Source organism: Nocardia sp. IFM 10818, from assembly GCF_054655275.1.
The window spans coordinates 4,383,295-4,409,023 of record NZ_BAAHJH010000001.1; the positions used below are offsets into that span (position 1 = coordinate 4,383,295).

Here is a 25,729-nt window from a genome sequence, read left to right on the forward strand (position 1 = left end):
ACGAATCGACCGTATGAGCCGGATGTGACGCCAGTCATGGCACCGATCGCCAGAGGATTGATCTTCCAGGCCACACCCGCGCGCGGCGGCGAGAACAGCGGTGGCGGTCCCCCGGCCCGGCCATAGTCTGCGGGCCATGAGGTCTCATGTCTTGGTCTGCGCCGCGATGGTCGCGGGTGCGACGCTCACGGGCGGGCAGGCGGTCGCCGCGCCGCCGTCGGGTTCGGGCGGCGGCGGTATGTTCTCGGATCCGTACTTCTTCGATACCGGCACGGCGCCCTGGATCACCCGGGGCGCGGACGTCAATCGCGACGGCAGGGCGGATATCGTCACCGCGAATGCGCTGTCCTTGCCCGAAGGACCCGTTCAGCTCGGGCTCGAGGGTGTGTCGGTGCTGTTGAACACCACCCGAACCGGCGCTCCCGCACCGAGTTTCACCCCGCCGAAGCAGTTCGACGCAGGATTCGGCACGCTGTCGGTGGATTTGGCCGATCTCGACGGCGACGGTGCGCCGGAGATCATCACCTCCAACTTCTTCGACATCGGCAATGCGGGGGTGTCGATTCTGCGCAATCTGACGCCCGAGGGCGCGGCCACGGCCGATTTCGCCGCACCGCAGCACGTCGCCACCGGAGCGTTCCCGTCCCTGGTGCGTGCGGTCGACCTCAATGCCGACGGCAAACTCGACCTGGTCACCGGTGACGCCGGTATTCCGTTCGGGCTCGGCGTCTCGGTCATGCTGAACACCTCCGCGCCCGGCGGGCCGATCAGCTTCACCGCACCCACCCAGTTCCTGGGCGGCAGCGTCTCCGAGGGCCTGGCGGTCGGCGATATCAACGGTGACGGCCTGCCCGACGTGATCTCGGCCAACACCACCACCCAGAATGTGGCGGTGCTGGTGAACATCACCACGCCCGGTTCGCTGCGGCCCGCCTTCAACCTCACCGAGGAATGGGTCGTCACGCCCACCGATGCCGCACTCGAGGACATCGACGGCGACGGGCGGCTGGACATGATCGTCTGCCGCACCGCCGGCGGGTTCACCGTCCGTCTCAACCGCACCGCTCCCGGCGCGCCCACCGCCGAATTCGGGGAGGACGTGGTCATGGACCTGGTCGGCCAGGTGACCGCCTCGCACGGCACCATGGGCGTGGTCACCGAGGGCGTCGCGGTGGCCGACTTCGACGGCGACGGCAGCGTGGATATCGCGGTCAACAACGACTTCCCGGTTCCGGGGTATGCGGTGGCGGTCTTCACCAACCACACCCGGCCGGGTGCGCGCACCGCGGCTCTGTCCGGCCCGGACGGCTACGACGGATCCGGTCTCATCATCGGCACCAACTCCATCACGACCGCTGATTTCAACGGTGACGGCAAGCCCGATCTGGCCACCGGCAATGTTCCCAGCGTCGCGGTGGATCAGACCGTCGTGGTGCACGGCGGTATCTCGGTCCTGATGAACACCCGACCGTAATCGCTTCGCCCGCAACGCGAAATGGCCCGCGCAGTGCGCGGGCCATTTCCCTGTCCGGCGTATCGCCTCAGGCGTAGGTGTAGTCGCCGATCGGGAATCGGCCCTTCTTGAGGATCGCGCCGTTGGCGCCGAAGCGCACCAGCGAGGGATCACCATGGGGGTCGAGGTAATAGGAGTTCGACGTCAGGCAGGTCGGGTTGATGATGATGCTGTCGCCGGTCAGCTCGGTCATGCGATCCAGATACCGGGCGTTGGCGCGCTCGGTCACCTCGAAAACCTGTGCGCCCCGGTTCCGCAGCTGCTCGAACAGCCGTTTCAGGTGTCCCATCTGCTCTTCGATCGTGTAGAAGTACGACAAAATGTTGAACGAGTACGGGTTGTTCAAGCCGACGAAGTTGGGGAAGTACGGCACGGTCACGCCCTCGTAGGCCTGGAATCGATTCTCCCGCCACCACTTTCCGAGATCCCGGCCCTCCCGGCCGATGATCTCGAAGGCCGGGAAGTTGGTCTCCCACAGGCTGAATCCCGTGGCCAGCACCAGCGTGTCGATGACGATCTTGGTGCCGTCGGCGGTCACGATGCCGTCCGGTTCGATGCGCGCGATGGGCGTGGTCTCCAATCGCACGTTCGGGCGGTTGAACATGGCGAAGTAGTGGTTCGAGAACGTGGGCCGCTTGCAACCGAATTCATACCGTGGAGTGAGCTTTTCGCGCGTGGTCCGATCTCGCACCTGGAGGCGGAGGTGGGCGCGTCCGATGGCGGCGGCGGTCTTGTTGAGGAACCGGAACCGGCGATAGTGCAACTGCCCGGCGATCAGGGTCTGCAGCATTCCGGTGTTCGCGAGGCGCATGACCCGCTGGGCGGCGGGCACTCTGGCGAACACCGCCTGCACCGGTTGCGGGATCGGGGCGTCCACCTTGGGTACGACCCAGATCGGCGTGCGCTGATAGACGGTCAGTTCCGCCGCGGTGCGGGCCAGTTCGGGCGCGGCCTGCACCGAGGTCGCCCCGGTGCCGATCACCGCGATGCGCCTGCCCGCCGGATCGAAGGAATCGTCCCACTGCGCGGTGTGGATCACCGTGCCCGCGAAGCTGTGCAGACCCTCGATATCGGGATTGCGCGGCTGCGAAAGATAGCCGGTCGCACCGATCAGATAACGCGCGGTAATCGGCTCCCCCGCCGCGGAGGTGATCACCCAGTACCGCCGCTCGGCGTCCCAGCGCGCGCTCGAGACCGAAACCCCGAACCGCATATGCCGCCGCAGGTCGTATTTCTCCGCGATGTGGGACGCGTAGTGCTTCAATTCCGCGCCCGGGGCGAAAATGCGCGACCAGTACGGGTTCGGTTCGAAGGAAAAGGAATACGACACCGACGCGATATCCACCGCGATGCCCGGATATCGGTTGACGTGCCAGGTCCCGCCGAGATCCCGCTCCCGATCGAGAATGAGGATATCGTCGATCCCCTGCCGCCGCAGCTGGATCGCCGCTCCCATCCCGCCGAACCCAGCGCCGACGATCACCACCTCGTGCTGCGGCCTGCCCATGTGGATTCCCTCCATCGTCATTGATTGCAATGCGGCCCTGGTCCGCACCGTTCGACGGTAAAATCCGGCGCTCGTGCCGGGCATGGCAGAACGCGCCATCGGATGTGCCGATCACGCCGCCTTCTCCAGCGCACTGAAATTCAGGACGAACGGGTCCCCGACGATTCCGCCGAACCGAAGCGGATCGGCCGTGCGACGACGGCGTTCGGGGCCGGATCGATAAAGCTCATGGCGCGCTCGGCCAGGGCGGCGATGGTCAGGCTCGGATTGACACCGATATTCGCGGGCAGTGCCGCACCATCGGTGACCAGCAGGTTCCGGTAGCCGAAGACGCGGTGGCGGTCGTCGATCACGCCGTGTTCGGCGTCCGCGCCGATGGCCGCGCCGCCGAGGATGTGCACGGTGCTCGGGATCGAGAAGATCGCCTCGGACACAGCGGCTTTCACAATGCCGCCGGTTCGCTCGGCGATCCAGTTCGCGGCCCGGTACCCGGCCTCGACGTAGGTGGGGATCGGGTGGTCCGGGTCCTGCTCAGTGGTGAGCACCGGATAGCCGCCGGGGAGCCGGAAACGCACCCGCAGGGCCATCGCGTTCTCGTGTGCCTGCATGGTGGTCAGGACTATGGACCGCGCCGCCGAGCCTTTCGGATTGTTGGCGCGGGCGAAGCGCAGGGGGTGGCGCAGCGCGTCGAGCAGGAAGTGCGGCAGCCGGGTCAGCTTGCCGCCCTCGGTGATCGCCGGACTGGTGAGCAGGGACAGCACGTCGCTGGTGCCGCCGTAGGTGGCGGGCTGGATGTGGGTGTCGGCATCGGGCGCAAAGTCCGACATGACCGCCACGCCGCGAGTGAACTCGCGGCTGTCGTCCGGGGTGCGCACCACGAGCACCGTTTCGCTATTGGTGCGCACCAGCTCGCCGACCCGGTCCGACAGGGCGGGCAGCGCGCCGTTCGCCTTGCAGCGCAACAACAGTCGCACCGTGCCCAGCGCGCCCGCCGCCAGCACGACCCCCCGCGCGGTCACCGTCCGACGGTCCCGCCGCAACCACGCGCCGGTGCGTTCGGCGGTCACCGCGTAGCCGGACACGCCGGTCGGGTCGCCGTCGAGCGGGCGGATGTCGATCACCGTGCGTGCGGGCAGGATGTCGGCGCCGCGCCGCTCGGCGAACCACAGGTAGTTCTTGTCGAGGGTGTTCTTCGCGTCGTACCGGCAGCCGATCAGACAGGAGCCGCATTTGTTGCATCCGGTGCGGTCCGGGCCTTCGCCGCCGAAGTACGGGTCGGGCACGGTCTTGCCGGGATCGCCCAGGAATACCGCGACACTGCTGCGAGTGTGCTTGTCGCCCAATCCGTTCGACTCCGCGTACGCGCGCAGCAGCAACCCGGCGGGGGTGTCCTCATCGTAGGGCGTGACGCCCAGCATGCGTTCGGCCGTGCGGTAGTGCGGGTCGAGCTCGGCCTCCCAGTCGGTCAGCCGCGCCCACTGCGGGTGGCGCAGGAAGGCGGGCTGCGCGCGGTAGAGCGCATTGCCGTAGACCAGCGAGCCGCCCCCGACGCCCGCGCCGGTGGCGATCAGCGCATCCTTGAACAGGGTGGTCTTGACGATGCCGCGCAGCCCGAGCCGCGGAGCGAAGAAGTACCGGCGCAGGTCGGCGGCGCTCGCGGCGAAGTCGGCGGCGGCGAACCGGTAACCGGCCTCCAGGACCGCCACCCGGTAGCCCTTCTCGGCCAGCCGCAGCGCACTCACGCTGCCGCCGAATCCGGAGCCAACGACGATCCAGTCGTAGTCGAACTGTGTCACAACCCCATTCCTTCTCTTCGGAATTCAGCGTCGCAGAGGCCGCATCATCCGGTGTTGGCCGATGCCGTCACGCTGTTGACCCGGTCCGCCAGACTGCGCCGGTCCCCTGGTGGCGGGGCCGGCTCGCCGTTTCAATGCACACCGTGAATGCTCAGCGCCCCGCGGAACTCATCGGCACCTGGAAGCTGCTCTCGCTGCGTCAGGAACGAACCGATGGATCGGCCACCGAGCCGATGGGCGCCCGCCCGCTCGGCTACCTCACCTACACCGAGACCGGGCACGTGCACTGCATCCTCGGCCCGGCCGGACGCCCGAAACTGGGTGCGCAGCCCGACGAGTTCGCCGCCCGCGACGGACTGGCCCGCGCCGTGTTCGCCCTGCCGAAGCTGCCGAATCTGCTGCGCCTGGGCATCGCCACCGTGCGGACCGTCGTGTACGCCGGCACCTGGGAAGCACAGGGCGACACCGTCATCCATCATGCCGAGATCGCCGGCCTCCCGGACTGGGACGGCACCGACATCGTGCGCGAGTTCGAGGTCGACGACAAGGCGCTGCGACTGATCGCCCGCTTCCCCACCAACCGCGTCGTCGTGGACTGGCGGCGGGTCTGACCCATGACCGGTCTCCGCACCTGGGGTGCGCGCACCGCACTCACCCGGCCCGGCACCCCGATCCTGCGCCCGGCCACCCGGGACGACCTGATCGCGGCGGTCGGGTCGGGACGCTTCCGCCGCCTGCGCGCCGTGGGCTCGGGCCACAGTTTCAACGAGATCGCCGCCGCCGCACCCGATTCCGTCACCGTCGTGCTCGACCGGCTCAACCGTGTGCTCGCGGTGCGCCGCTACGACACCGAACGCCCGCAACCGCCCATGCCCGCGGCGGTCGGCACGGTCACCGTCGAGGCCGGCATCACCATCGACGCCCTGCTCGGCGAACTCCAGGCCCGCGGCCTCACGCTGGTCAATGTCGGCGCGATCCGCGCACAGACCATCGCCGGCGCGATCAGCACCGGCACTCACGGCGCGAGCATCCATGTCGGTTCGCTCAGCTCGCTGGTGGTGTCGCTGACGCTGGTGCGCGCCGACGGCACCGTCCACACCCTCACCCGCGACGACCCCGGCCGGGCCGACCTGTTCCGTTGCGCCTGTGTCGGTCTCGGCGCCCTGGGCATCGTGGTCGAGGTGGAACTGGAGGTGGTGCGCGCGTTCACCCTGCATCCCGTCAAGCGCATGCTGTCGGTCGAGCAATTCCTGACCGACGGCGAGGACATCGCTCGCAAGCATCCCTACGCGCGCTTCTACTATTTCCCCTACACCGACCACATCGAGTGCGTCACCGACCTTCCGACCGACGAACCGGTCGCGCCGCCGAGCGTCTCGGCCGCCGCGCAGCGCTGGATCCGCGGCACCCTGCTCGACCGCCATCTGGCGGGCGCCCTCTTCACCGCCGCCGCGACGATACGCCCGCAGCGTTCGATTCCGGCGGCCATCCGCCTGGCCGCCGCCACCCGCGGACCCGGCACCGGTCGCGCCGACGCCTCCTGGCGCTGCCTGACCCTGCCCGACCTGCCGCCGCGCCATATCGAAATGGAATGGTCGGTCCCCCTGGCGGATTGGCGCGCAGCCGTCACCGCCCTGCACACCACCATGGGGTCTCGCTCCACCCCCGCCTTCCTCGCCGGCTTCGTCGCATCGCTGCGCTTCGTAGGCAGCGACGGAGACATCGCCTTGAGCAACAACTTCCGCCGCGAGAGCCTCACCATCGACATCATGCAGTTCCACGCCCTCGACCACCGCCCGTACTTCGCCGCCGCCACCCGCGCCATCCACTCCGCCGCCACCGGCGCCGTCCGCCCGCACTGGGGCAAGGTCTTCGACCTCTCCCACGCCGAACTCGCGCCGCTCTACCCCGATTTCGCGGTGTTCGAGCGCGTGCGGGCGGCACAGGACCCCGAGGGCGTCTTCGTCAATCCGTGGCTGGCACGCGTACTGGATCTCCAGTAGCCACCGGCAGGCCCGCGCACTCGACAATCTCACCGATCTACACAACTGAGTAGGGAATTTTCACCGTGGACGCACTGGGCTGGCCTGCACCGGGGACGCCGCGACTGCACCCGCGCGGGGCGTGGCTGCGTTACCTTTTACCGGGCACCACGCAGATCGTGTGGATCGGCACGGTGCACCCGCGGCTGCTGGCCGTGCTGTTCGCCCTGGAGGCGCCGGCCGAATTCGGTCAGGCGCTGCTGGCGCGCATGCGGCACCGCGATATCGAACTCGTCGTGCTGCGCGCCAGCTGGAATGCGGGGCACGTCTATCACTATGCCGCGCACGCGTTGTGGGCACGAGTGCGTGAAAGGGCGGGCTTTCTGGACTCGGTGCGCGCCGGTCCCGCCGACGCCCGGTGGAACGACCGTCAGTCCGCCCTGCTGCTGGCGGCCGACGAATTGCACGACGAGCTCGCCATCTCCCCGGCCACCGTCGCACGGCTGCGCCAACTGGGGTGCAGCGATCGTGAGCTGATCGAAATCTGTTTCATCACAGCGCATTATCAGCTCATCGGCATGCTGGAGGAGAGCGTCGGCATGCCGCCCGAACCGGCGCTCGGTCGCCCGAGCGTCAGCACCGGCCCGCAGCCGCGCCGGCCGCGCGCCGGAATCCGGAGCCGGGCTCCCGGCCTGGATCCCGCCTGCCCATGGACGCCCGGCGACGCGGCGTTGGCCCCGCATCGGCCGCTGCGCACCATTCTCGGCTGGTACGGCCGCACCATGGCACGCGTCAGCACCGTGAACGCGGCCGAAGTCATTGCTGCACTGAACCATTCGACCAGTCCGAACGACGAGCCGCCGGGCGTGCTGCATCGTGCGGTCACCGAACTGGACCGTGAGTTCTTCCTTTCCGATGACACCTGGCGGGAACTGCGCGGCCGCTGCACCGTCCGGCAGATCATGGAATTGTGCACGCTCGTCGGGCACTACCGCACCTACGAAATGATCGCGAACACCATGGCCGCGGGATCCTGAAATCAGTTGGCATCGATCGTCAATCGGCTGGCGAATCACATCATGTTCTGTCGTGCGGCGGATTCTTACGCTCTCGAGGTCCGTGCGCTTCGCCCGGGCGCGGAATATCGGAAGGGCAGAGCCGTGAAACTCGAGACAGATGTCGCCGCCCGCACCGATGCGGCACCGCATTGGCGGGCGGCATCGGTCGAGCGCATCCCCGATCTCGGCAAGTTCTCCAGGACACACACCCTGACCTGGATCGCCGGCCGCCTGGGCGGTCGTATCGGCGGCGGAGGGCGGATCAAGGTCCTCGAGGCGATGGGGCGCAGCGGAGGGATGGCCCTGAGCTACGCTCCACTCGGTATCCGACTCGTGTTGCGCAGCAAACTGACCCGGGTGGACTGCGAACTGGCGACCCTGCGCACCGCCTGGAATGCGGGCGCGCGCTACGAATGGCATCACCACGTGTACGCGGCGCGATTCAGCGGGTTGTCCCTGGCCACCGTCGAACGCGTCGCCGTGGGACCGGAGGCCGAGGGCTGGACCGGACAACAGCGGCTGCTGCTGCGCGCGGTCGACGAACTGCACGCCGATCGCATGATCTCCGAGCCCACATTCGAGGCCCTGGCCCGCCATCTGTCCGATGCGCAGATAGCCGACCTGTGCATGCTGGTCGGTCATTACGACATGCTCGCCATGCTGCTCAAGACGCACGGCATCGAGCCCGAACCCGGCATGTGGCGACGCGGTGCGCTGAAGTGGGTGCGCGATCACGAATCCGGAGACGGCATAGCCCCGGAGTGGCTGCCCACCTTCAACCGCTACATCACCAACCCGCTGACCCGCCTCTACGCCGGAAAAATCCCGCCCTACAGCGTGATCCACCATCAGGGCCGCAAGTCCGGCAAGCCGTACGCCACCCCGGTGGTCGCGAACTACGCCGAGGGCCTGCTGATCGTGCCGCTCCCCTACGGCAGCAGATCCGACTGGCTGCGCAATGTGCGCGCCGCGGGCGGCGGTACGGCCACCTATCGGCGTACCACCCGGAAGTTCACCAACCCGCGCGTGGTCGACGCCGCCGGGGCGGCCGAACTACCCGAGCGGGTGCGCCGCTACACCCGCCTGGTGCAGGTCCTGGTCGCCGATCTCGCGGACTGAACTCAGCCGATCCACGCCGGTCTCAGTGCGTGACAACCGCATTCGGAATCCGCGCCATGGCCGCTTCGGCCATGGCGCAGATGGTCAGGCTGGGATTGACGCCCACGTTCGCGGGCACCGCCGAACCGTCGCACACCAGCAGGCCGGTGTAGCCGAAGACGCGGTGGTAGCGGTCGATCACCCCGTGGCCGGGATCCTTGCCGATGACCGCGCCGCCGAGGAAATGCGCGGTCATCGGCGCGGATCCGAGCGTCTCACCGAGCGCGGCGAGCGGGCGGCCGTTCATCTTCCGGGCCGCCAGCGCGGCCACGCGCCGCGCGATCCGCACCGCCGACTCCCCCTCTGGCGCCGCCCCCACCGCCTCGGTCTGCAGGCGTCCCGGCCCGAATCCGTGCCGCAGCCGCAATGCCACGTCGGTGCCGCGCATGATCGTGAAGATCACCGTGCGCCGCGACCAGTGGCGGTGGCGTAGGAGCTGCCACAGATATCGCGGATAGCCCGCCAGGAACTGCGCCCAGCGTCCCGGCAGCGACTCCGCCGTGGTCGCGGGACCGTAGACCAGCGACAGCAGCGCACCGCCGTCGCCATAGGTGTTGTTGGTGAAATGCGTGTGCTCGTCCAGGAAGATGCTGGAGGTGATGGCCGCGTCACTGCGGTAGTCGGCGTCACCGGCCACGGTGGAGGCGGCCGGAATGGATTCGTCATTGGTGCGGACCATCTCACCGAGCCGGTCCGACAGCGCGGGCAGGGACCCGTTGCGCTTGCACGCGGCCAGCAGCTCATTGGTGCCCAGCGCGCCGGCGGCGACCACGACCCCGCGGGCGGTGAAGTGCCGTGCGGCACCGGGAAGTACCCCCGGGCGGCGGACGGTGAGGCGGTAGCCGTTCGCACCGGTGCCACCGTCCAGTGGCGCGATGTCGACGACCTTCGAATCCGCGAGCACCGTCGCTCCGGCGTGCTCCGCCAGCCACAGGTAGTTCTTCGGCAGGCTGTTCTTCGCCCCGTAGCGGCAACCCAGCATGCACTGGCCGCACCGCACGCATCCGGTGCGCGCCGGCCCCGCGCCGCCGAAATACGGATCGGGAACCGTCTTTCCGGACTCACCGAAGAACACCGCGACCGGAGTGCGCCGATAGCCCTGCGGCACACCGAGTTCCACCGACAGCTCGCGCATGAGACCGTCCACCGCACGCACGCCCTGATACGGCTCCACTCCGAACATGCGGGTGGCCGTCGCGAAATGCGGCGCCAATTCCGCTCGCCAGTCCGCTAATTCGGCCCATTGCGGATGCCGGTAGAAGTCGTCGCCCTGCGGCTGGTACATGGTGTTCGCGTACACCAGGCTGCCGCCGCCGACACCCACCCCGGCCAGCACCATCGCGTGCCGGTAGGGCGCCAGGCGCAGAATGCCGCGCAGGCCGAGCGCGGGCAGCCACAGGAATCTCCGCAACTGGGACGCCTTTTCGGCGAAGTCGGCGTCGGCGAATCGGCGGCCCTGTTCGAGCACCCCGACCCGGTACCCCTTCTCGGACAGCCGCAGCGCCGAGACACTGGCGCCGAATCCACTGCCGACCACGATCCAGTCGAAGTCGAAATGCTGCTGCCGGGGCTGAGAATTTTCCACGTCGCGACCTCCACGCTGCCGATTTCCCGGGGGACGGTATCGGTGGATTCGCGCGCTCCGCCAGCACCGCGGCAGCCGCGCGATTGACAGTTTCGGACGCGACCCGGCGGGCTACACGGTCACCGCCACCCGGGACGCCGCCGCTCGCCCGCCACGTGCCCGGTACTCCTGGGGCGGGCAGCCCTTCCAGCGCCGGAATGCCCGGATGAACGACGCCGCCTCGGCGTATCCCAGTCGGGCGGCGACCTGATCGGTGGTCATGTCGGTGTGATCGAGCAGTTCCTCCGACAATGCCTGCCGCACCTCGTCGAGCAGCGCCCGGAACGAGGTGCCCTCCTCGTTGAGCCGCCGCGACAGCGTCCGGGCGCTCATGTACAGCTCCGCCGCCACCGTCGCCTGATCCGGCAGCTCCCCCGGATCTCGCACCAGCAGATCCCGCACCGAACCCGCGACCCCGGTGCGGGCGTGGCGGCGCACGAGCAGATCCCGGCACAGTTGCTCACAGGTGCCGCGCGCCCACTCATTGGCCTGCGGCAGCGGCAGATCCAGGAACGCCGCGTCGAACACCGCCTCGTTGGCCCGCGCCCCGAAGACCGGCCGCACGCCGAACACGGCCGTGTGCCGGGTGATGTCGGCGGGCGCCTCATGACGAAACGTCAAGCTGCGCAATGGAATCGCCGCCGAGAACAGCTCCCGGCCCAGGGTGTGGATACCGGTCATGACCCGTTCGGCGAGGAAGGCCCGCACATCGGGGGGAACCTCGTGATCGTCGAAACGCAGATGGGCCAGCCCGTCGCGTTCCTCGAATTCGACCTGCCCGAAGGCGAACGCCAATTCCACGTAGCGTAGTGCGACCTCCACGGCGTCACGCAGGGTGCGACTGCTCAGCAGGGCCAGGCCCCAGGGCCCGTACAGGGAGATGTGATACCGGCTGCCCGCCTCGACGCCCAAACCGGGCACATCACCGCAGCGGGCCAGCAGATTGCGCACCACCGTGAGTTCCTGTCGCGCGGTGATCTCGGCATTCGGATCGATCACCGCCTCGGGCGCCAGACCGGTTCCGGCCAGACAGGCCCCGGCGGGCACCCCGCGCTCCTCCGCGAGCCGCGTCAAGACGTGAACGCTGGAGGTATTTCTCAGCAAATCCCAGTCGAACATGTGCCCGGTGTCCTCATCGACGTCCATCAACTGCGTTCCCGCACGTGGTGTGGCGAGATACATCAACTCCACGCCCTGCGGTGTGGTCCAACTTACACAACAGGCTGTACCAGACGGTAGCCACTGATTGCATGCGTTTGATTCCAGCTGCCACCCCATGGTCCGAATACGCCTGATTCTTCCTGGTGAGGGCCAGTTCCGGGCTTCGATTCCTACGCTGATCCGACCGCGAAACCGGAAATTCGAGCGAGGGAGAGGTGGCGCTGTGCGGACCGAGGATGTGCTGGAGACCGCCGGAGGGATCCAGCTGAGCATGGTGGCCCAGACGATACCCTTGGCCGAAGACCTCCCGAACTACCCGCGGGAGTGCGACATTCTGCGGCATCTGCGGGTCAAATGGGCCGACGCCGAGGACGATCCGGCGCGGGCCGACGCCGTCATCGTGCTGCTGCCCGGCGCCATTGCCGGCGCGCGCTCGCTGCAACCGCTGAGCCGCAATACGATTCGCAATCTGCGCGCCGCGGGTGTGACCGCCGAAGTGTGGGTGATCGACCGCCGCGCCAATGGTGTCGAGGACCATTCCGCCATCGAGGCGGCCGTGGCCGAGGGCGACTATCACCTGGCCTTCGACTACTTCTACGGCGGCCGCACGGTGGGCGGCCGCGTCTTCGACGGTTTCCGGTCCGACCGCGAGCTGGGCTTCCTGGCCGAATTCGGGATGGCGCGCACGGTCGAGGACCTGCACGCGGTCGTGAGCCGGGAGATCCCGGATCCCGACGTGCGGGCGGAGAAGATCTTCCTGGGCGGGCACTCCCTCGGCGGCATTCAGGCCGGAACCTACGCGGCGTGGGATTTCGGCGGCCGACCCGGACACGAGCAGATCGCCGGACTCATCGCCCTCGATACGATCACCCATCTCGACCCGCTGCGACTGGCCACCCGGCCCTTGCCGGCCCGCCTGCTGCGCGCGGCGGCGCGGGGCATCGAACGCGCGCCGGCCGCCATGCGGCGCGGGATCCTGCCGCGCAGCACCGCCGTATTGCGGGGTGGTTGGGGCAACCCCGAGGCCTTCGCCCTCATCGCGGCCATCGCGGTGGCCGCCCTGCAGGCGCCCGAGGCGGAAACCGATATTCTGCGGCTGCTGCCCGACACCGGCACACCGCGGATCACCCTGCGTGGTTCCACCGCCCGGACGTGGCGCGAATTCCTCACCGGCACACCGGATTATCGCAATCTCCGGATGACCAATCAGGCTTTGCTGGGCCTATTCGGCGGCGCGCACACCTCGATCAATATGGGGGTGCTGTCCATGAGCTGCGGAACCTTCGACAGCGAAGCCGTGGCCCCGCGCAGCTTTCCGCTCTCCTTCGAGGCCGGCCAGCTCCCCGGCGTGCGCCCGCTGTACCGGGCGATCTGCGGCACCGCACCGCGCCACAGCCCGACCTCGTTCGACGAGCTGTACCGCTGGCGCGACCACGACCGTTGCGGAACCGCGGACGCACCAAGGCAATCCACGCGCAGCGGCATTCCGGTCGCCACGGCCGCCAGTGAGGTGGTCAGCATCGCGGAGCTGGCCACCATGCTGGCCGGCGGGCGGGTCAATGTGTTCGAGGACTACTTCCCGAACCGCCAAAGCCTCGACGCCGCAGCCGTTCTCGGCGGCTGCCGCACCGGATCACTGGCGCCCATCCGGCACGAGGCGGGCGCGGCGCGCCTGCCGCACGTGAACCTCATGGGCGACTCCAGTTTCACCAAGGCGCTCATCGGCTGGGGCGTGTATCCCGAGAACGCGCGCTGGTTTCCCGGCTACCTGCACTGCGATGTGGCCGCGGGCGCGGATCCCCGAGCCGACGGCTCCCCCGAACCGATCGCCGCCGCCCTCGCCGACTTCGTGCGCGCGCACCTGCCCGCCGTCCCGCTCGCGTCCTAGCGGCTCGGCCGGCAGGGGGCGCGATCGCAGTCGGAAAAGGTCAACCGCCTGGCCTGCCATGCCATGGGCCGTGCCGGGCAGCACTGCATACCGTGCACAAAAGATATTCGGCCGAACGGTTTTCCGGTATCCGGCCCGGAGGACATCAGTGAGGAAACACCACATGCAGACCGAGTCGCCGACCCGGATGCGGGGCGATACGATCACGGCCCTGCAGATCGTCCGCCGCAACTTCTCCGCCGTCGCCATCGCGGGCCTGCGCACCTTCGGGCGGACGGTCGACCTCGGCGTCGAAACCCTCCGCGGAACCGGCGCCGATCTGCTCACCCGGAGATTCCAGTGGCGCGAAATGCTGCACCAGGCCTGGTATCTGATCACCGTCACCGCACTGCCCGCCGTTCTCATGGCGGTGCCGTTCGGCGTCGTCGTCTCGGTGCAGGTCGGCAATCTGATTCACCAGCTGGGCGCGGATTCGCTCATCGGCGCGGCCGGCGGGCTCGGCGTGATCCAGCAGGGCGCGCCCATCGCCACGGGCCTGCTGCTCGGCGGGGCGGGCGCCTCGGCCATCGCCTCGGATCTGGGGGCCCGCACAGTGCGCGAGGAGATCGACGCGCTGCGCACCATGGGCATCAATCCGGTGCACCGGCTGGTGATTCCGCGGGTGGCGGCCATGGTCGTGGTGGCGCCGCTGCTGAACATCCTGATCATCTTCGTCGGCATCGTGGCCGGATACTTCGTGGCCATCGGCGCGCAGAATGTGACGCCGGGCAGCTACTGGACCACCTTCGGCGCGTTCACCGTGCTCACCGATGTGTGGATCTCGCTGGCCAAGGCGGTGCTGTTCGGATTCCTGGTGGTGATCGTGGCCTGCCAGCGCGGGCTCGAAGCCAAGGGCGGCCCGCGCGGGGTGGCCGACGGGGTCAATGCGGCGGTGGTGCTGTCGGTGGCGTCGATCATCGTGGTGAATCTGGCGATCACGCAGGTGGTCACCATGTTCCTGCCCATGCGGGTGGCGTGATGACAGCCGCACCGTACGCCCCCAAGGGCTTGAATTGGGTTGTCCGCCTGTACAACCGGCGCGGGCGCACGCTCGGGCCGCTGGAGGGCATCGGGTTCGCGCTCGGGTTCGTCGGCCAGGCACTGGCCGCGATTCCCCTGGCACTGCGTCACTATCGCGCCGAGATGCTGCGCAATATCAGCGATATGACCTGGGGGCGTGGATCGTTGATCGTCGGCGGCGGCACGGTGCCCATGCTGGTGGTGCTGGGACTGGCCATCGGAGCGGGCGTCGGCATTCAGACCTTCGCGGCGTTGGACATGATCGGGCTCGGATCGGTCACCGGGGTGGTGTCGGCCTTCGCCAATACCCGCGAGCTCGCACCCATCGCCGCGGCCGTGGGCTTCGCCGCGCAGGCCGGCTGCCGGATGACCGCCGAGATCGGCGCCATGCGGATCTCGGAGGAGATCGACGCGCTGGAGTCCCTCGGGCTGCGCTCGATTCCGTTCGTGGTGAGCACCCGGGTCGTCGCCGGGGCCATCGCCATCGTGCCCACCTTCCTCATCGCGCTGATCCTGTCCTATCTGGCCAGCTCGACCGTTGTGGTACTGCTGCACGGGCAGGCCGGTGGGGTGTACGACCACTACTTCTTCCAGTTCACCAGCGGTTACGACGTCCTCGCCGCGGTGGCCAAGATCCTGGTGTTCGGCGTGGCGGTCATCCTGATCCATTGCTACTACGGCTTTTTCGCCGCCTGCGGCCCCGAGGGCGTGGGCATCGCCTCCGGGCGCGCGGTGCGCGCCAGCTTCGTGGCCATCGTCGGCCTGGACATGGTGCTCACCCTGCTGCTGTGGGGCGTCAATTCCTCGATCGAATTCCCCGGGTAGGTCATGCCGAACTATGCAGTCCCCGGAGTCAGCATCAGCCGCACGCGGTCGCGCGCGGCCGGTGCGCTCGCCGTACTCGCCGTCGCGACGGCGGTGCCGCTGTGGAACACCTACGGTGAGCGCGCCGCCGGCGAGCACATCCGAATCCACTTGCGCACCGAGCAGATCGGTGAGGGCATCGTCAGCGGCGCCGCCGTGCGCTACGACGGGGTGGCGATCGGCGCCATCACCGCTGTCGAACCCATCGACCAGAGCCACCAACTGCTGACCCTCGAGCTGGACACGGCGCAGTCCGAGGGGCTCACCGACGCCCTCACCGTCGACTACGCGCCGGAAAACCTTTTCGGGATCAGCGCGGTGGCACTGCGCGACGGCGCCGGCGGCGCACCGCTGCTCGACGGGCAGCGCATCGACCTGGCCGGCAGGGTCACCGATGTGACCATGGGGGCGCTGCTGCGCTCGCTCACCGAGACCAGCACCGAGGTGCTCACACCCGAGCTCACCGCACTGGTGACGCAGCTCAATGGCGATCTGCGCGCCTTCACCCCCATGGTCGAGGCGGTCGTCACGCTGAGCCGCCTGGTCGCCGACACCCAGCACTACCCCTCGTCGTATCTGCTGGACAAATACGCCTCGTTCTTCAATGGCTTCGGCGCCTTCACCTCGGCCACGTTCCGGCTGGCCAAGGCAATCATGGACATCGAGATCTTCGTGACCGAGCGCGACCGCTACGACGCCTCCGTGCACATGCTGCGCCGCAATGTGCTCGAACAGCTGGCCGCCACCTTGACCTCGGTCGACTCGACCTTCGGCGGGCTGCTGGATCCGCTGGTCCCGGTGGTCGAGGCGCTGGCGGCGACCGTGCCGAATCCGGCTGTCTCCCATGCGGAGGCGACCGAGCTGATCCAGCGGCTCGACCGCATCTTCGCAGACACGCCGGACGGTCCGGCCGTGAATGTCGGCGTCACACTGCGCGGCGTGCCCGCCGTCGGCATTCCACTGTTCGGGCAGCAGACGTTCGCGGCGCTCATCACACCGGCGGGGGAAACGCGATGAGGCAGCGGTCGACTCACGCGGTGCTGTGGCGGCTCGGACTGTTCTCCACGGCCATGCTGGCATTGCTGCTGGTGGTGATCAGCGCCATTCTGCGGCCGGTCGGCGGCGATACCGTCTCGTATCAGGGCGAATTCACCGATGTGAGCGGTCTGAAGGTCGGCGACGATGTGCGGATGTTCGGTGTGCAGGTCGGCAAGGTCACCGGGATCGAGCTGCGGGGCACACACGGTGTCATCGACTTCACCGTGCGCGGCGACCGGCCGGTGTACACCAGCAGCGGGCTGGCCATCCGATACCAGACGCTGACCGGTCAGCGGTATGTCGATGTGCGGCAGCCGGATTCGTCCGGAGAGCGGTTGCCGGCGGGTGCGCTCATCGGGGTGGAGCGGACCGTCGCCTCCTTCGATATCACGCAGCTGTTCAACGGCCTGCAACCGGTGCTGGCGGAGTTCTCCCCCGGTGCGCTGAACAAGTTCACCGAGAACGTGCTCGCGGTGATCGAGGGCGATGGTGACGGCATCGGCCCGGCACTGGATGCTTTCGAACAGCTCAGCCGCTACGTGTCCGATCGGCAGGCGGTGCTGTCGCTGATTCTGTCCAATCTCCAGGCGATCTCGAGCCAGATCGGCGGCAAGTCACCGCATCTGGTGACGCTGCTGCGCGGTATCGCCGACGTGTTCACCGCGTTCCGCACCGAACTCGACGGGCTGCTCGACTTCGCCGCCGTCGCCCCCTCGGCGCTGGGTCCGCTCAACAGCCTGCTGACTTCGCTCGGATTCACCGAGAACGCGAATCCGGTGCTGGAACACGATCTGCGCCTGCTGTTCCCCGATCCGGATCAGGCGCTCGACGTCCTGGGCCGGCTGCCCGGCCTGCTGCAGTCCCTCGCGAATCTGCTGCCGCCCGCCGATGCTAGCGCGAGCCGGATCGACCCGACCTGTTCCAAGGGCGCCGCCGAGGTGCCCGCGCCGTTCTCGGTGCTGATCAGCGGCCAGAGGATCTCGATATGCAAGAACTGACCGTGACCGCGCCGAAAACCACCGCCCGCAGGGGATTACGGTCGCGGCTGAGCGCCCTGGCCGGCGGGCACGACCCGTACGAGGCGGCCGCGGCCGGACGGGAACTGAGCCTCGGACTGATCGGCGTACTCGCCTTGGCGGTGATGGTGTTCGTCACCGGCCTGGTCTATGTGCTGTCCCTCGGCAAGGCCACCTACACCGCCGAACTGTCCGAGGCTCGCGCCGTGCGCGCCGGGGACGAGATCCGTATCGCCGGAATCCATGTCGGCTCGGTGAAATCGCTGGAGCTGCTGCCGGACCGGGTGCGCATGACCTTCACCGTCAACGACAACGTCTTCCTCGGCGATCGCACCAGCCTCGAGGTGCGCATGCTCACCGTGGTCGGCGGCCACTACATCGCCGCCTTTCCGGCCGGTGACCGGCCGCTCGGCGGCCGGGCCATTCCCGCCGACCGGGTTCGCCTGCCCTACAGCCTGATTCGCACCATCCAGGACGCGGCCACACCGATCTCCGAGGTGGACGGCGACACCCTGCGGAGAAACTTCGCGGCACTGCAGGATTCGCTGTCGAACAGCCCGGATGCGCTGCGGCGCATGGGCGGCGCCGTGGAATCACTGGTGACGCTGATCAACCGGCAGAACACCGATGTGTCGCGCGCCCTGACGGTCATGGACGAATACCTCACCACCGTGGACACCAACAAATCGCTGCTGGGCACCTTCGTGCGCAAGATCGGACAGCTGGAAACCGACGGTCTGGCGAAGAAGACCGAGATCGCCGAATCGCTGCGGGTGACCGGTGAAGTGCTGTCCCGGATCGCGGCCATCGAACCGGCCTGGCGCGGCGAGCTCGAGCCGCTGGCCGACAAGCTCGCCGAATCGGTTCCCGCACTGGAGGATCTGGGGCGGCGCTTCGATCAGGCGCTCACCGGGCTGGGCGCTATCAAGACCCGGTTGACCACCGCGGTGACACCGCAGGACGGGCTGGTGGTCGACCAGTCGGCGATCACCCTCACCGGCCCCTCGGTCTGCGTCCCGCTGCCGGGCAGGAGCTGCTGAGATGAAACGCATCCTCGCAGCCCAGGGTCTGGTCACCGCGGTCGGCGTGCTCGCCACGCTGTTCCTCGCCGCCGCCGGATATCTCATCGCGTTCGACCCGATGCGGCCGACCCACGCCTACTGCGCGATCCTGCCCGATTCCATCGGCCTCTACGAGGGCAACCACGTCACCATGCTGGGCGTCCCGGTCGGCACGGTGACCGCGGTCGAACCCGAGAACGGCTCGGTACGGGTGGAATTCGCGATCGATGCGAAGCATCCGCTGACCGGACAGGTCAGCGCCACCACGGTGTCGGACACCATCGTGGCCGACCGGAATCTGGAAGTGGTGAGCGACAACACCTCTCCCGCTCGATGGGACCGGAAGACCTGCATAACGAAGACATTCACCCCCAAGAGCCTCACCCGGACGCTGGAGGCCTTCTCCACGCTGGCCGACGAGCTCACCGGACACGGTGACCCGGCCGAACAGGACCGGCTGCGAGAGAGCGTGAAAGCCTTCGATCAGGCCACCGCGGGATCCGGGCAGAAGCTCAACCAGCTGATCAAGGATCTGAGCGCCGCCCTGAACGGACGCGACGCGGGCATCGGTCATCTGGGTTCGCTGCTCGACGCCTTCGGCTCGGTGGTGGAGAGCATCGCGGTCAACTGGGGCGACATCAAAGTGGCGCTGACCCAGGCCGATGAGGGGCTCGGCTTCATCAACGAGGTATGGCAGCGCACCACGCAGATCGTGGACTCGCTGCTGGTCATCCTGCCGTGGTTCAACACCATCGCGCACAAGTACGGCCGGTCCATCCTCAACGGCCTGGATGCGGCGGTGCCGAAACTCGAACTGCTGGCGGCGCAGGTCAGCAGCCTGCAGCAGCTCATCGACATGATTCCGGCGATCGTGTCGGCGTTCGAGCGGTTCATCGATCCGCAGACCGGTCAGGCGCGCCTGACCTACGCCGCGCCGCGGGTGGCGCTGCCGATGGAGAGCGCCGAACAGGTGTGCGCGGTCGTCAACTCGCTGGCTCCGGGCAGATGTCGCGGCGCCGAGAACGGTCTGGTGAATGTGGACCTGGTGCCGCTGGTCCTGGGAATGGCGGGGACGCAATGAAATACGGGGACACGGCCGCACCGTCATCGGCCCGGCGCATGCTCGCCGCGGCGCTGGCCGGCGTCGCGGCGCTACCGGCGGCTTGCGCGTTCGATCCGGCGTCGGTGCCCATGCCGGGCGCCGCGGTGCCGGGACCGACCTACCGGGTGCACATCGAATTCGCGAACGCGCTGAACCTGCCCGCCCAGGCCAAGGTGGTCGCCAATGGCGCCAAAATCGGCAGCCTGCGCTCGATCGGCGTGGTCGACCCCGGTCCGTCGACCCCGGGCCGCGTGCGAGCGGTGGTGGAGATCTCCAGCGCGGTCACCCTGCCCGCGACCACCACCGTGCAGTTACGCCAGAACACCATCCTGGGTGATGTCTACATCGGACTCACCACTCCCCCGGGCGATTTCGGCGCGACGATCCCGCCGGGCGGCACCATCCCGCTCGACCGGACCAAACCCGCACTGCAAGTGGAGGATCTGCTGGCCGGGCTGTCGACCTTCGTCGGCGGCGGTGCGCCACAGCAGATTCAGGAGATCATCAACCAGACCAATGCCGTCCTGCCGGGCGACACGTCGGAAACGGCACGGATTTTCGACCGGCTCGGCACCAATGTCGAAGACCTGGCGGCCCATCAGGATGTGCTGGACCGGTCCCTGGACGCCTTCGAGCGCGATCTGGAAGCGGTGCTGGAGAATCCGCGGGAACTCGACGCCCTGCTCAGTGAACGCGGCGCGCGGGAGATTCCGGCGGATGTGCAGTCGCTGGTGAACACCCTCGGTATCGTCGGCTCACTCGGCGTCATCGGGCACGCGGTGGTACCGCTGGCCCCGCTGCTGAGGTCCGCGGACGCGGCGGCCAAGGCGTTCGTCCCGCTGCTGCTGGCGCACAATCCCCTGGATCTGACCGCGCCGTCCAATCTCAACCGTCTCGTCGCCCTGTTGCGCGACAAGATCATTCCGTTCGTCGAGCGCGGCGCGAAGGTGAACTTCACCGGTGTGAGCGTCGAGGGCACGGCCGGCGAGGTGCCCGCCGACGCACAGATCGACGCGATCGTGCGCGCCCTGCGCATGCTCGGAGTCGTCCGATGAGAACACGCGCGTGGCCGTCCCTGCTCAGCATCCTCGTCATCATGGTGCTCGGCAGCGTGTACCTGGCGGTCGGCGTGGTCCGGGTGCACTGGTTCTCCGAGCGCATCACCGCGACCATGAGCCTGCCGGAATCCGGTGGGCTGCTGCCCCGTTCGAAGGTGCTGCTATCGGGCGTCGAGGTCGGGCGCGTCACCGAGGTGACCCATGTGCCGGGCGGGGTGCGCATCGGCCTCGATATCGGCGCCGACCATCCGATCCCCGCCGCCAGCCCCGCGCGCATCGAAAGCCTGTCCGGTCTCGGCGAGGCGTATCTGGAATTCCAGCCTTCCTCCGGAGCGGGTCCCTACCTGCGCGACGGCGACATCCTGCGGGCCGACGCGGTGAGCGCACCGGCCTCCATCCCCGACATCGCACGCAGCACCACCGACCTTGTGCGGCAATTGGATCCGACCGCACTGGCCTCCATCGTGCACACCTTCGGCCAGGCCGTGGCCGGCACCGAAACCCTGATTCCGGAACTGTCGCGATCGACCAACCTGCTGGCCGCCACCCTGCTCAGCCGCACCGACCTGATCCGCCGCATGCTGCTGGCCATGCAGGCCAACGCCACCGATATGGACTGGGCGGAACCGGCGCTGCTGGACGCCTCCGGACCGTGGGCCGATTTCGGACCCCGCGTCGCCGAGGTCGCCGACTCCATCGCCCGCGTCATCCGCGCAGGCAACGCACCGGACTCCTTCCTCGAGAACACCGACACCGCCCTGGGCCTGTCCCCGTTCCTGGCCGAACTCACCGAAGAACTCGACGCCATGGGCCCCGCCATGGCCCCCTACGGACCATTGCTCGCACCCCTGTACGCCCTGGCCACCCCGATCATCAGCCAACTGGACCTGGGTGCGCTCATCAGCCAGGCATTGCACGCCACCACCCCCGACGGCACCCTGCGCCTGCAGATCACCGTCGAATAGCCCGTTCGAACACAGTGGGAGACCCGATGACAACGCAACCGGACAAGCCGACCGAAACCACCGACGACGCCACCGAACCCGTTGCGGCAGAAGCGAAATCCGCACGCCCGACGCGGCCGAACCCACCACGCCGCGCCGTCTCCGTCCCGCTCTCCACCCTCGCACTGTCGGCCGCCCTCACCGTGGCGACCCTCGCCGCACTCATCCTCGGCGCCTTCCTGGTGGCGGCCCGCGACAATCTCGCCGAACGCGACGCCGCGGCCACCGCCAATTCCCGTGCCGAACAAGCGGCCACCGACTACGCCGTCGGCGCCTCCACGGTCAACTTCGCCGACTTCAACGCCTGGGTCGCCCGCCTGAAGGCCAATACCGTTCCCGCCCTGTCCAACAAGTTCGACGCCACCGCCCCCAAACTCCAAGAGCTCCTCACCCCCCTGAAATGGACCTCCACCGGCCAACCCATCACCGCCAAGGTGGTCTCCGAATCCAACGGCCTCTACAAGGTCAACGTCTTCGTGAACGTCTCCTCCACCAACGCCCAGAACCCCGACGGCGCCCAAACCACCGTCACCTACAACGTCACCGTCGACCGCGACACCGACTGGAAGATCACCGACGTCGGCGGCATCGACGGCGCACTTCCACTCGGGTAGCCGGCGTCGGCATCGCCAATGATCACAAAGTGAAATCCATAGCAAGCCAACACAACTTGGGCCCATGCACGATCGATCCGACCCTTCGCGGACCCGGGCCTGGACGGTAGATTCGATCGCGAATTCGATCGCGAAGCATGAAGGGTTGATATGCATCGCCGTTTGACAGCCCTGCTGGGCCTAACCGGGCCCCTGTTCGCTCTCGCCGGCGGCGTTACCGCTCCCCAAGCCGCCGCGACGACAACGGCCGTATTGGCCCCGGGGGTTTCGTGCACCGACTTCTGGTGCCGCAACGACACCGACGACACCTACCGTGTAGACGTGATCTTCAACTGCGGTTTCGGAGTGGAACGCGTCACCCGGGCCTACCTTCCGGCGCACAGGACATCGAGCGTGAGCGGCGGATGCGGTAGTAGCAGCGAGCCCTGTTCGACCGACATCACCGGCTCGTGCAGCCACGCCAACCCGATCTTCGGGATCAGATACGACAACGTGGTGATCGACAACGGCCCGATTCCACCATGGCCCTTCGGCGGCACCGGCTCATCATTCTGAACCGATCCGCTACGACGAGACCACCACCGCTACCCGAGTGAATCTCCCCCGCGATGCGGAGTCCGGGCCGACATCGTTCGGCGTCGGGCCGCGCACCGCTTCTCGCATCCGGTCCCCGAATTCGTCGTACGACACCGAGAGCGGTTCACCGAGTTCGGCATCCTAACCAGGGCAAGACACTGCTGCCGGGTGGTTCCCCGAGACAACGGTACACCGTCGTGGACATGTTCGAGCCCGCCTGAGCCTGCGGCAGACCTGCCGACCCCGCCACCCTCGGCACTGCGGCCCGCGGATCGACGGCACCGAATGAGTCCGGCACCGAGCTGCCCGAGGACGCGCTGATCACGCTCGGCATCGCAGAGCGCCGTCATCGAGGTCTGGTAAAGGCTCCCCGTCGAAAACCCCGCCTGAGCGGACCACACCCCGAGTCCGGACCGGCCAGGAAAGGATCGGGAATTCACACGAAAGCACGTCAACCCTCGCGGGATCAGGCCCAGCCAACTCCGATCTCGAGAACTGTGTATTGCATCGATGGTCACCGGCGCGGCCGCGCCGGTGAGGCGTGTGTCGGCGCCGTTTCCCGGCATGCCGCCGGTAGCGTTCCGGTGGTGGACAGGCGAGCCCTCCTCCTCGCCGCCGGGCTGGTTCCGCTGCTCGGCGCGTGCGGTCGCGGAACCGAGCACAGCAGCGCTGATCGGACGACGACGTCCGCCACCGATTCCCCGCCCGGCCCCGGCGCGGACCTGGTGATGATCATCCGGCACGCCGAGAAGCCCACCGATTCCGGCGCACCGCACGGCATCACCGCCGACGGGGACCGGGACCCCGACTCCCTCACCGTCCTCGGCTGGACCCGCGCAGGCGCCCTGACCGGCCTGTTCGACCCTCACACCACCGACGACGAACCCGCGCCACTGCGCCCCGGATTGGCGCGCCCCGCAACGATTTTCGCCGCCGATCCCGGCAGCCACGGCAGCAAACGCCCACTGCAGACCATCACACCGCTGGCCGCCGACCTCGGTCTGACGCCGAATACCAGCTTCGCCAAAGGCCAGGAAAAGGAGCTGGCTGCCGCCCTGACGACCGCGACGGCACCGGTCCTCATCTGCTGGGAGCACCAGAACATCGCCGCCATCCTCGACGCCATGGGCACGATCACCCCGGCACCCCCGAAATCCTGGCCCGCCAACCGCTTCGACATCGTCTACGTCCTGCACCGCACCCCCGAAACCTGGACCTTCACCCAGCTCCCCCAGTTGCTGCTGTCCGGCGACAGCCCGGCCCCGATCACCTGAGCGAGGGCGTCGACGTGCCGCAGGAAGGGGTGCAGGCCCTCCCCCGCGGCGTCCTGACCGACGCCACCGAGCCGGTCGCCACCGACGTCCACACCTAATACGAGACACCCAGCGGGCACGCGTCCAGCAACTCCTACGTCCAGCCCGGAGGCGGCATCGCCACCGAAACCACGACACCCGACGGGCAGACCATCGTCACGCTGTCCCGGCCGAACCCCGACGGGACCCTCGACACACAGCCGATCGTTGGCACCGCCCTCAACGACAAGGGTGAGGTCGTGCTGCTCCAAGGCGACGGGCAGGTCTACAACGCCACGACCGGCCAGTTCGAAGCGATGACCGAGAAGGTACTGGAAACCGCAACCAAGGACGCACCGAAATTCCTCACCGGGCAAACAGTCACACAAGGGTCGAAACTCCTGGCCCCCCAGGCGCAGAACTTTGCCCTGGCGGGGTTACTGGACGGCAGCGCATCGCTGGTGGACAGAAGTCTGCTCGCGGCCGAATACACAACCAAGTTCGGCCGGTTCGGCGCACCGATCATCTCGGCCCCGGTCGGCATCTACAGGGACATCCGATCGGGTGTCGACCCCGGAGAAGCAATCACATCTGGCGTGGTAGGAGCCGACGTAACCGTCGCCGCACCCGCAGTGCTCGGCACCGGGTTCCTGCCCGGGCTCGCCGCAGCCGGTATCGGACTCGGCGCCTACTACGGCACAAATGGCTGTACGGAAAGATTTTTGGATGACGCGGCAAACGATATCCCCTCCCCGAGCGGAACCGCTTCCGCCCTCAGTGGCCTGAAAGGTGGCGACCATGTTCTGGAAATACGTGGTGTGGATCGTCAAGTGTGTCGGCTATTGGATCGGCGCATTGATCGCCGGTGGGGCATCCGGGGTAGGTGACCTCGGTCCTGCACCCACGCGGCCCCGCAGACAACGGACCTACCCCTATGACAAGACATCCACCCCGAAGGAACAGAAAGAATGATGATCGCACGCTCGTCCGTTCCTCGCTGGCCCGCCATTTTGCTGTTAGCCGCCTGGGTCACGTTCGTCATCCTGGTCGGCCTCGCCCGGGGACTCAGCATGCCGACCCACGCTCGAATCGTATTCGGCGTCACCGCGATAGCGATCGGCACGCCATTGCTCATCGCTACCGCCGGGTCCGTTCGCATGGCACTTCATCAGCGTGCCCGGAACGCCGTGTGCCAATAAGGCAGTTCCCCAAGCGATACGGGTCGGTGCGTTGTGACCCAACGGTGCAGCCCATTTCTATCGGATGACGCTGGGCCAGGTTGTGCAGGGCTCGGGGCTGGTCTGCCGCGATATCGACACGCATCGTTCGCCGCCGGGGACACGAAATACCTTGTTGTG

Annotated in this window: 23 protein-coding genes; 18 read left to right on the forward strand and 5 right to left on the reverse strand. The window is 68.0% G+C overall.

The genetic code is table 11. The annotated features are described in order from the left end of the window. Nucleotides 1–136 precede the first annotated feature (136 nt). Nucleotides 137–1,474: an FG-GAP repeat domain-containing protein gene (locus ACYQ5L_RS20160; protein ID WP_459959238.1), complete on the forward strand. Its 1,338-nt coding sequence runs from the start codon at nt 137–139 to the stop codon at nt 1,472–1,474. A gap of 67 nt (nt 1,475–1,541) precedes the next feature. Here ACYQ5L_RS20160 and ACYQ5L_RS20165 read toward each other — a convergent pair whose 3' ends face one another. Together ACYQ5L_RS20165 and ACYQ5L_RS20170 are read right to left on the reverse strand one after the other, a co-directional pair. Then, nucleotides 1,542–3,020 (reverse strand): flavin-containing monooxygenase, encoded by a 1,479-nt coding sequence (locus ACYQ5L_RS20165; RefSeq protein ID WP_459959239.1) that lies wholly within the window; start codon nt 3,018–3,020, stop codon nt 1,542–1,544. 140 nt (nt 3,021–3,160) lie between these two features. Further along, nucleotides 3,161–4,816 (reverse strand): GMC oxidoreductase, encoded by a 1,656-nt coding sequence (locus ACYQ5L_RS20170; protein ID WP_459959240.1) that lies wholly within the window; start codon nt 4,814–4,816, stop codon nt 3,161–3,163. A 143-nt stretch (nt 4,817–4,959) separates the two neighbouring features. On the opposite strand from ACYQ5L_RS20170, the gene ACYQ5L_RS20175 reads away from it, so the two are divergent. The 4 genes from ACYQ5L_RS20175 (at nt 4,960) to ACYQ5L_RS20190 (ending at nt 8,975) form a co-directional block, all read left to right on the forward strand. Beyond that, nucleotides 4,960–5,427 carry a lipocalin-like domain-containing protein gene (locus ACYQ5L_RS20175; RefSeq protein ID WP_459959241.1) on the forward strand — a complete coding sequence of 156 codons (468 nt, stop codon included), beginning with the start codon at nt 4,960–4,962 and terminating at the stop codon, nt 5,425–5,427. Between the two features lie 3 nt (nt 5,428–5,430). Next, nucleotides 5,431–6,819: a D-arabinono-1,4-lactone oxidase gene (locus tag ACYQ5L_RS20180; protein ID WP_459959242.1), complete on the forward strand. Its 1,389-nt coding sequence runs from the start codon at nt 5,431–5,433 to the stop codon at nt 6,817–6,819. 65 nt (nt 6,820–6,884) lie between these two features. Further along, the gene (locus ACYQ5L_RS20185) at nt 6,885–7,835 is read left to right on the forward strand and encodes a carboxymuconolactone decarboxylase family protein (RefSeq protein WP_459959243.1); all 951 of its coding nucleotides are present in this window, start codon (nt 6,885–6,887) and stop codon (nt 7,833–7,835) included. A 123-nt stretch (nt 7,836–7,958) separates the two neighbouring features. Then, on the forward strand, nt 7,959–8,975 hold the full coding sequence (locus tag ACYQ5L_RS20190; protein ID WP_459959244.1) for a nitroreductase family deazaflavin-dependent oxidoreductase: 1,017 nt from the start codon (nt 7,959–7,961) through the stop codon (nt 8,973–8,975). A 22-nt stretch (nt 8,976–8,997) separates the two neighbouring features. Here ACYQ5L_RS20190 and ACYQ5L_RS20195 read toward each other — a convergent pair whose 3' ends face one another. Further along, complete coding sequence (locus ACYQ5L_RS20195; protein ID WP_459959245.1) at nt 8,998–10,599, reverse strand: GMC oxidoreductase; 1,602 nt, start codon at nt 10,597–10,599, stop codon at nt 8,998–9,000. A 111-nt stretch (nt 10,600–10,710) separates the two neighbouring features. After that, nucleotides 10,711–11,820, reverse strand: a complete 1,110-nt coding sequence (locus ACYQ5L_RS20200; RefSeq protein ID WP_459963484.1) for an AraC family transcriptional regulator — start codon at nt 11,818–11,820, stop codon at nt 10,711–10,713. A gap of 202 nt (nt 11,821–12,022) precedes the next feature. Between ACYQ5L_RS20200 and ACYQ5L_RS20205 the strand changes: the two genes are divergently transcribed. The 10 genes from ACYQ5L_RS20205 to ACYQ5L_RS20250 all read left to right on the forward strand — a co-directional run bounded on the left by ACYQ5L_RS20205 (nt 12,023) and on the right by ACYQ5L_RS20250 (nt 22,503). Then, nucleotides 12,023–13,687 carry a hypothetical protein gene (locus tag ACYQ5L_RS20205; protein ID WP_459959246.1) on the forward strand — a complete coding sequence of 555 codons (1,665 nt, stop codon included), beginning with the start codon at nt 12,023–12,025 and terminating at the stop codon, nt 13,685–13,687. Between the two features lie 163 nt (nt 13,688–13,850). After that, a complete protein-coding gene (locus tag ACYQ5L_RS20210; protein WP_459959247.1) occupies nt 13,851–14,705 on the forward strand; it encodes an MlaE family ABC transporter permease in 855 nt (284 codons plus the stop codon). After that, nucleotides 14,705–15,571, forward strand: a complete 867-nt coding sequence (locus tag ACYQ5L_RS20215) for an MlaE family ABC transporter permease (protein ID WP_459959248.1) — start codon at nt 14,705–14,707, stop codon at nt 15,569–15,571. The genes ACYQ5L_RS20210 and ACYQ5L_RS20215 overlap by 1 nt, the downstream gene beginning before the upstream one ends. 3 nt (nt 15,572–15,574) lie before the next feature. Next, nucleotides 15,575–16,627: an MlaD family protein gene (locus ACYQ5L_RS20220; RefSeq protein ID WP_459959249.1), complete on the forward strand. Its 1,053-nt coding sequence runs from the start codon at nt 15,575–15,577 to the stop codon at nt 16,625–16,627. Beyond that, nucleotides 16,624–17,646 (forward strand): MlaD family protein, encoded by a 1,023-nt coding sequence (locus ACYQ5L_RS20225; RefSeq protein ID WP_459959250.1) that lies wholly within the window; start codon nt 16,624–16,626, stop codon nt 17,644–17,646. Before ACYQ5L_RS20220 ends, ACYQ5L_RS20225 begins: the two co-directional genes overlap by 4 nt. Beyond that, a complete protein-coding gene (locus ACYQ5L_RS20230) occupies nt 17,634–18,704 on the forward strand; it encodes an MlaD family protein (RefSeq protein WP_459959251.1) in 1,071 nt (356 codons plus the stop codon). Before ACYQ5L_RS20225 ends, ACYQ5L_RS20230 begins: the two co-directional genes overlap by 13 nt. A 1-nt stretch (nt 18,705) precedes the next feature. Continuing rightward, nucleotides 18,706–19,806 carry an MlaD family protein gene (locus ACYQ5L_RS20235; protein ID WP_459959252.1) on the forward strand — a complete coding sequence of 367 codons (1,101 nt, stop codon included), beginning with the start codon at nt 18,706–18,708 and terminating at the stop codon, nt 19,804–19,806. Then, nucleotides 19,803–20,882, forward strand: a complete 1,080-nt coding sequence (locus ACYQ5L_RS20240; RefSeq protein ID WP_459959253.1) for an MlaD family protein — start codon at nt 19,803–19,805, stop codon at nt 20,880–20,882. Before ACYQ5L_RS20235 ends, ACYQ5L_RS20240 begins: the two co-directional genes overlap by 4 nt. Then, entirely contained in the window at nt 20,879–21,850 is a 972-nt protein-coding gene (locus ACYQ5L_RS20245) for an MlaD family protein (protein ID WP_459959254.1), read from the forward strand. Before ACYQ5L_RS20240 ends, ACYQ5L_RS20245 begins: the two co-directional genes overlap by 4 nt. A gap of 26 nt (nt 21,851–21,876) precedes the next feature. Beyond that, nucleotides 21,877–22,503 carry a hypothetical protein gene (locus tag ACYQ5L_RS20250; protein ID WP_459959255.1) on the forward strand — a complete coding sequence of 209 codons (627 nt, stop codon included), beginning with the start codon at nt 21,877–21,879 and terminating at the stop codon, nt 22,501–22,503. Between the two features lie 365 nt (nt 22,504–22,868). On the opposite strand, the gene ACYQ5L_RS20255 is transcribed toward ACYQ5L_RS20250, so the two are convergent. Beyond that, nucleotides 22,869–23,009, reverse strand: a complete 141-nt coding sequence (locus tag ACYQ5L_RS20255) for a hypothetical protein (protein WP_459959256.1) — start codon at nt 23,007–23,009, stop codon at nt 22,869–22,871. 657 nt (nt 23,010–23,666) lie between these two features. Between ACYQ5L_RS20255 and ACYQ5L_RS20260 the strand changes: the two genes are divergently transcribed. From ACYQ5L_RS20260 to ACYQ5L_RS20270, 3 genes are all read left to right on the forward strand, one after another. After that, a complete protein-coding gene (locus ACYQ5L_RS20260; protein ID WP_459959257.1) occupies nt 23,667–24,353 on the forward strand; it encodes a hypothetical protein in 687 nt (228 codons plus the stop codon). A 278-nt stretch (nt 24,354–24,631) separates the two neighbouring features. Further along, nucleotides 24,632–25,258, forward strand: a complete 627-nt coding sequence (locus ACYQ5L_RS20265; protein ID WP_459959258.1) for a hypothetical protein — start codon at nt 24,632–24,634, stop codon at nt 25,256–25,258. Nucleotides 25,259–25,339: 81 nt separating this feature from the next. Then, nucleotides 25,340–25,570 carry a hypothetical protein gene (locus ACYQ5L_RS20270; RefSeq protein ID WP_459959259.1) on the forward strand — a complete coding sequence of 77 codons (231 nt, stop codon included), beginning with the start codon at nt 25,340–25,342 and terminating at the stop codon, nt 25,568–25,570. Nucleotides 25,571–25,729 lie beyond the last annotated feature (159 nt).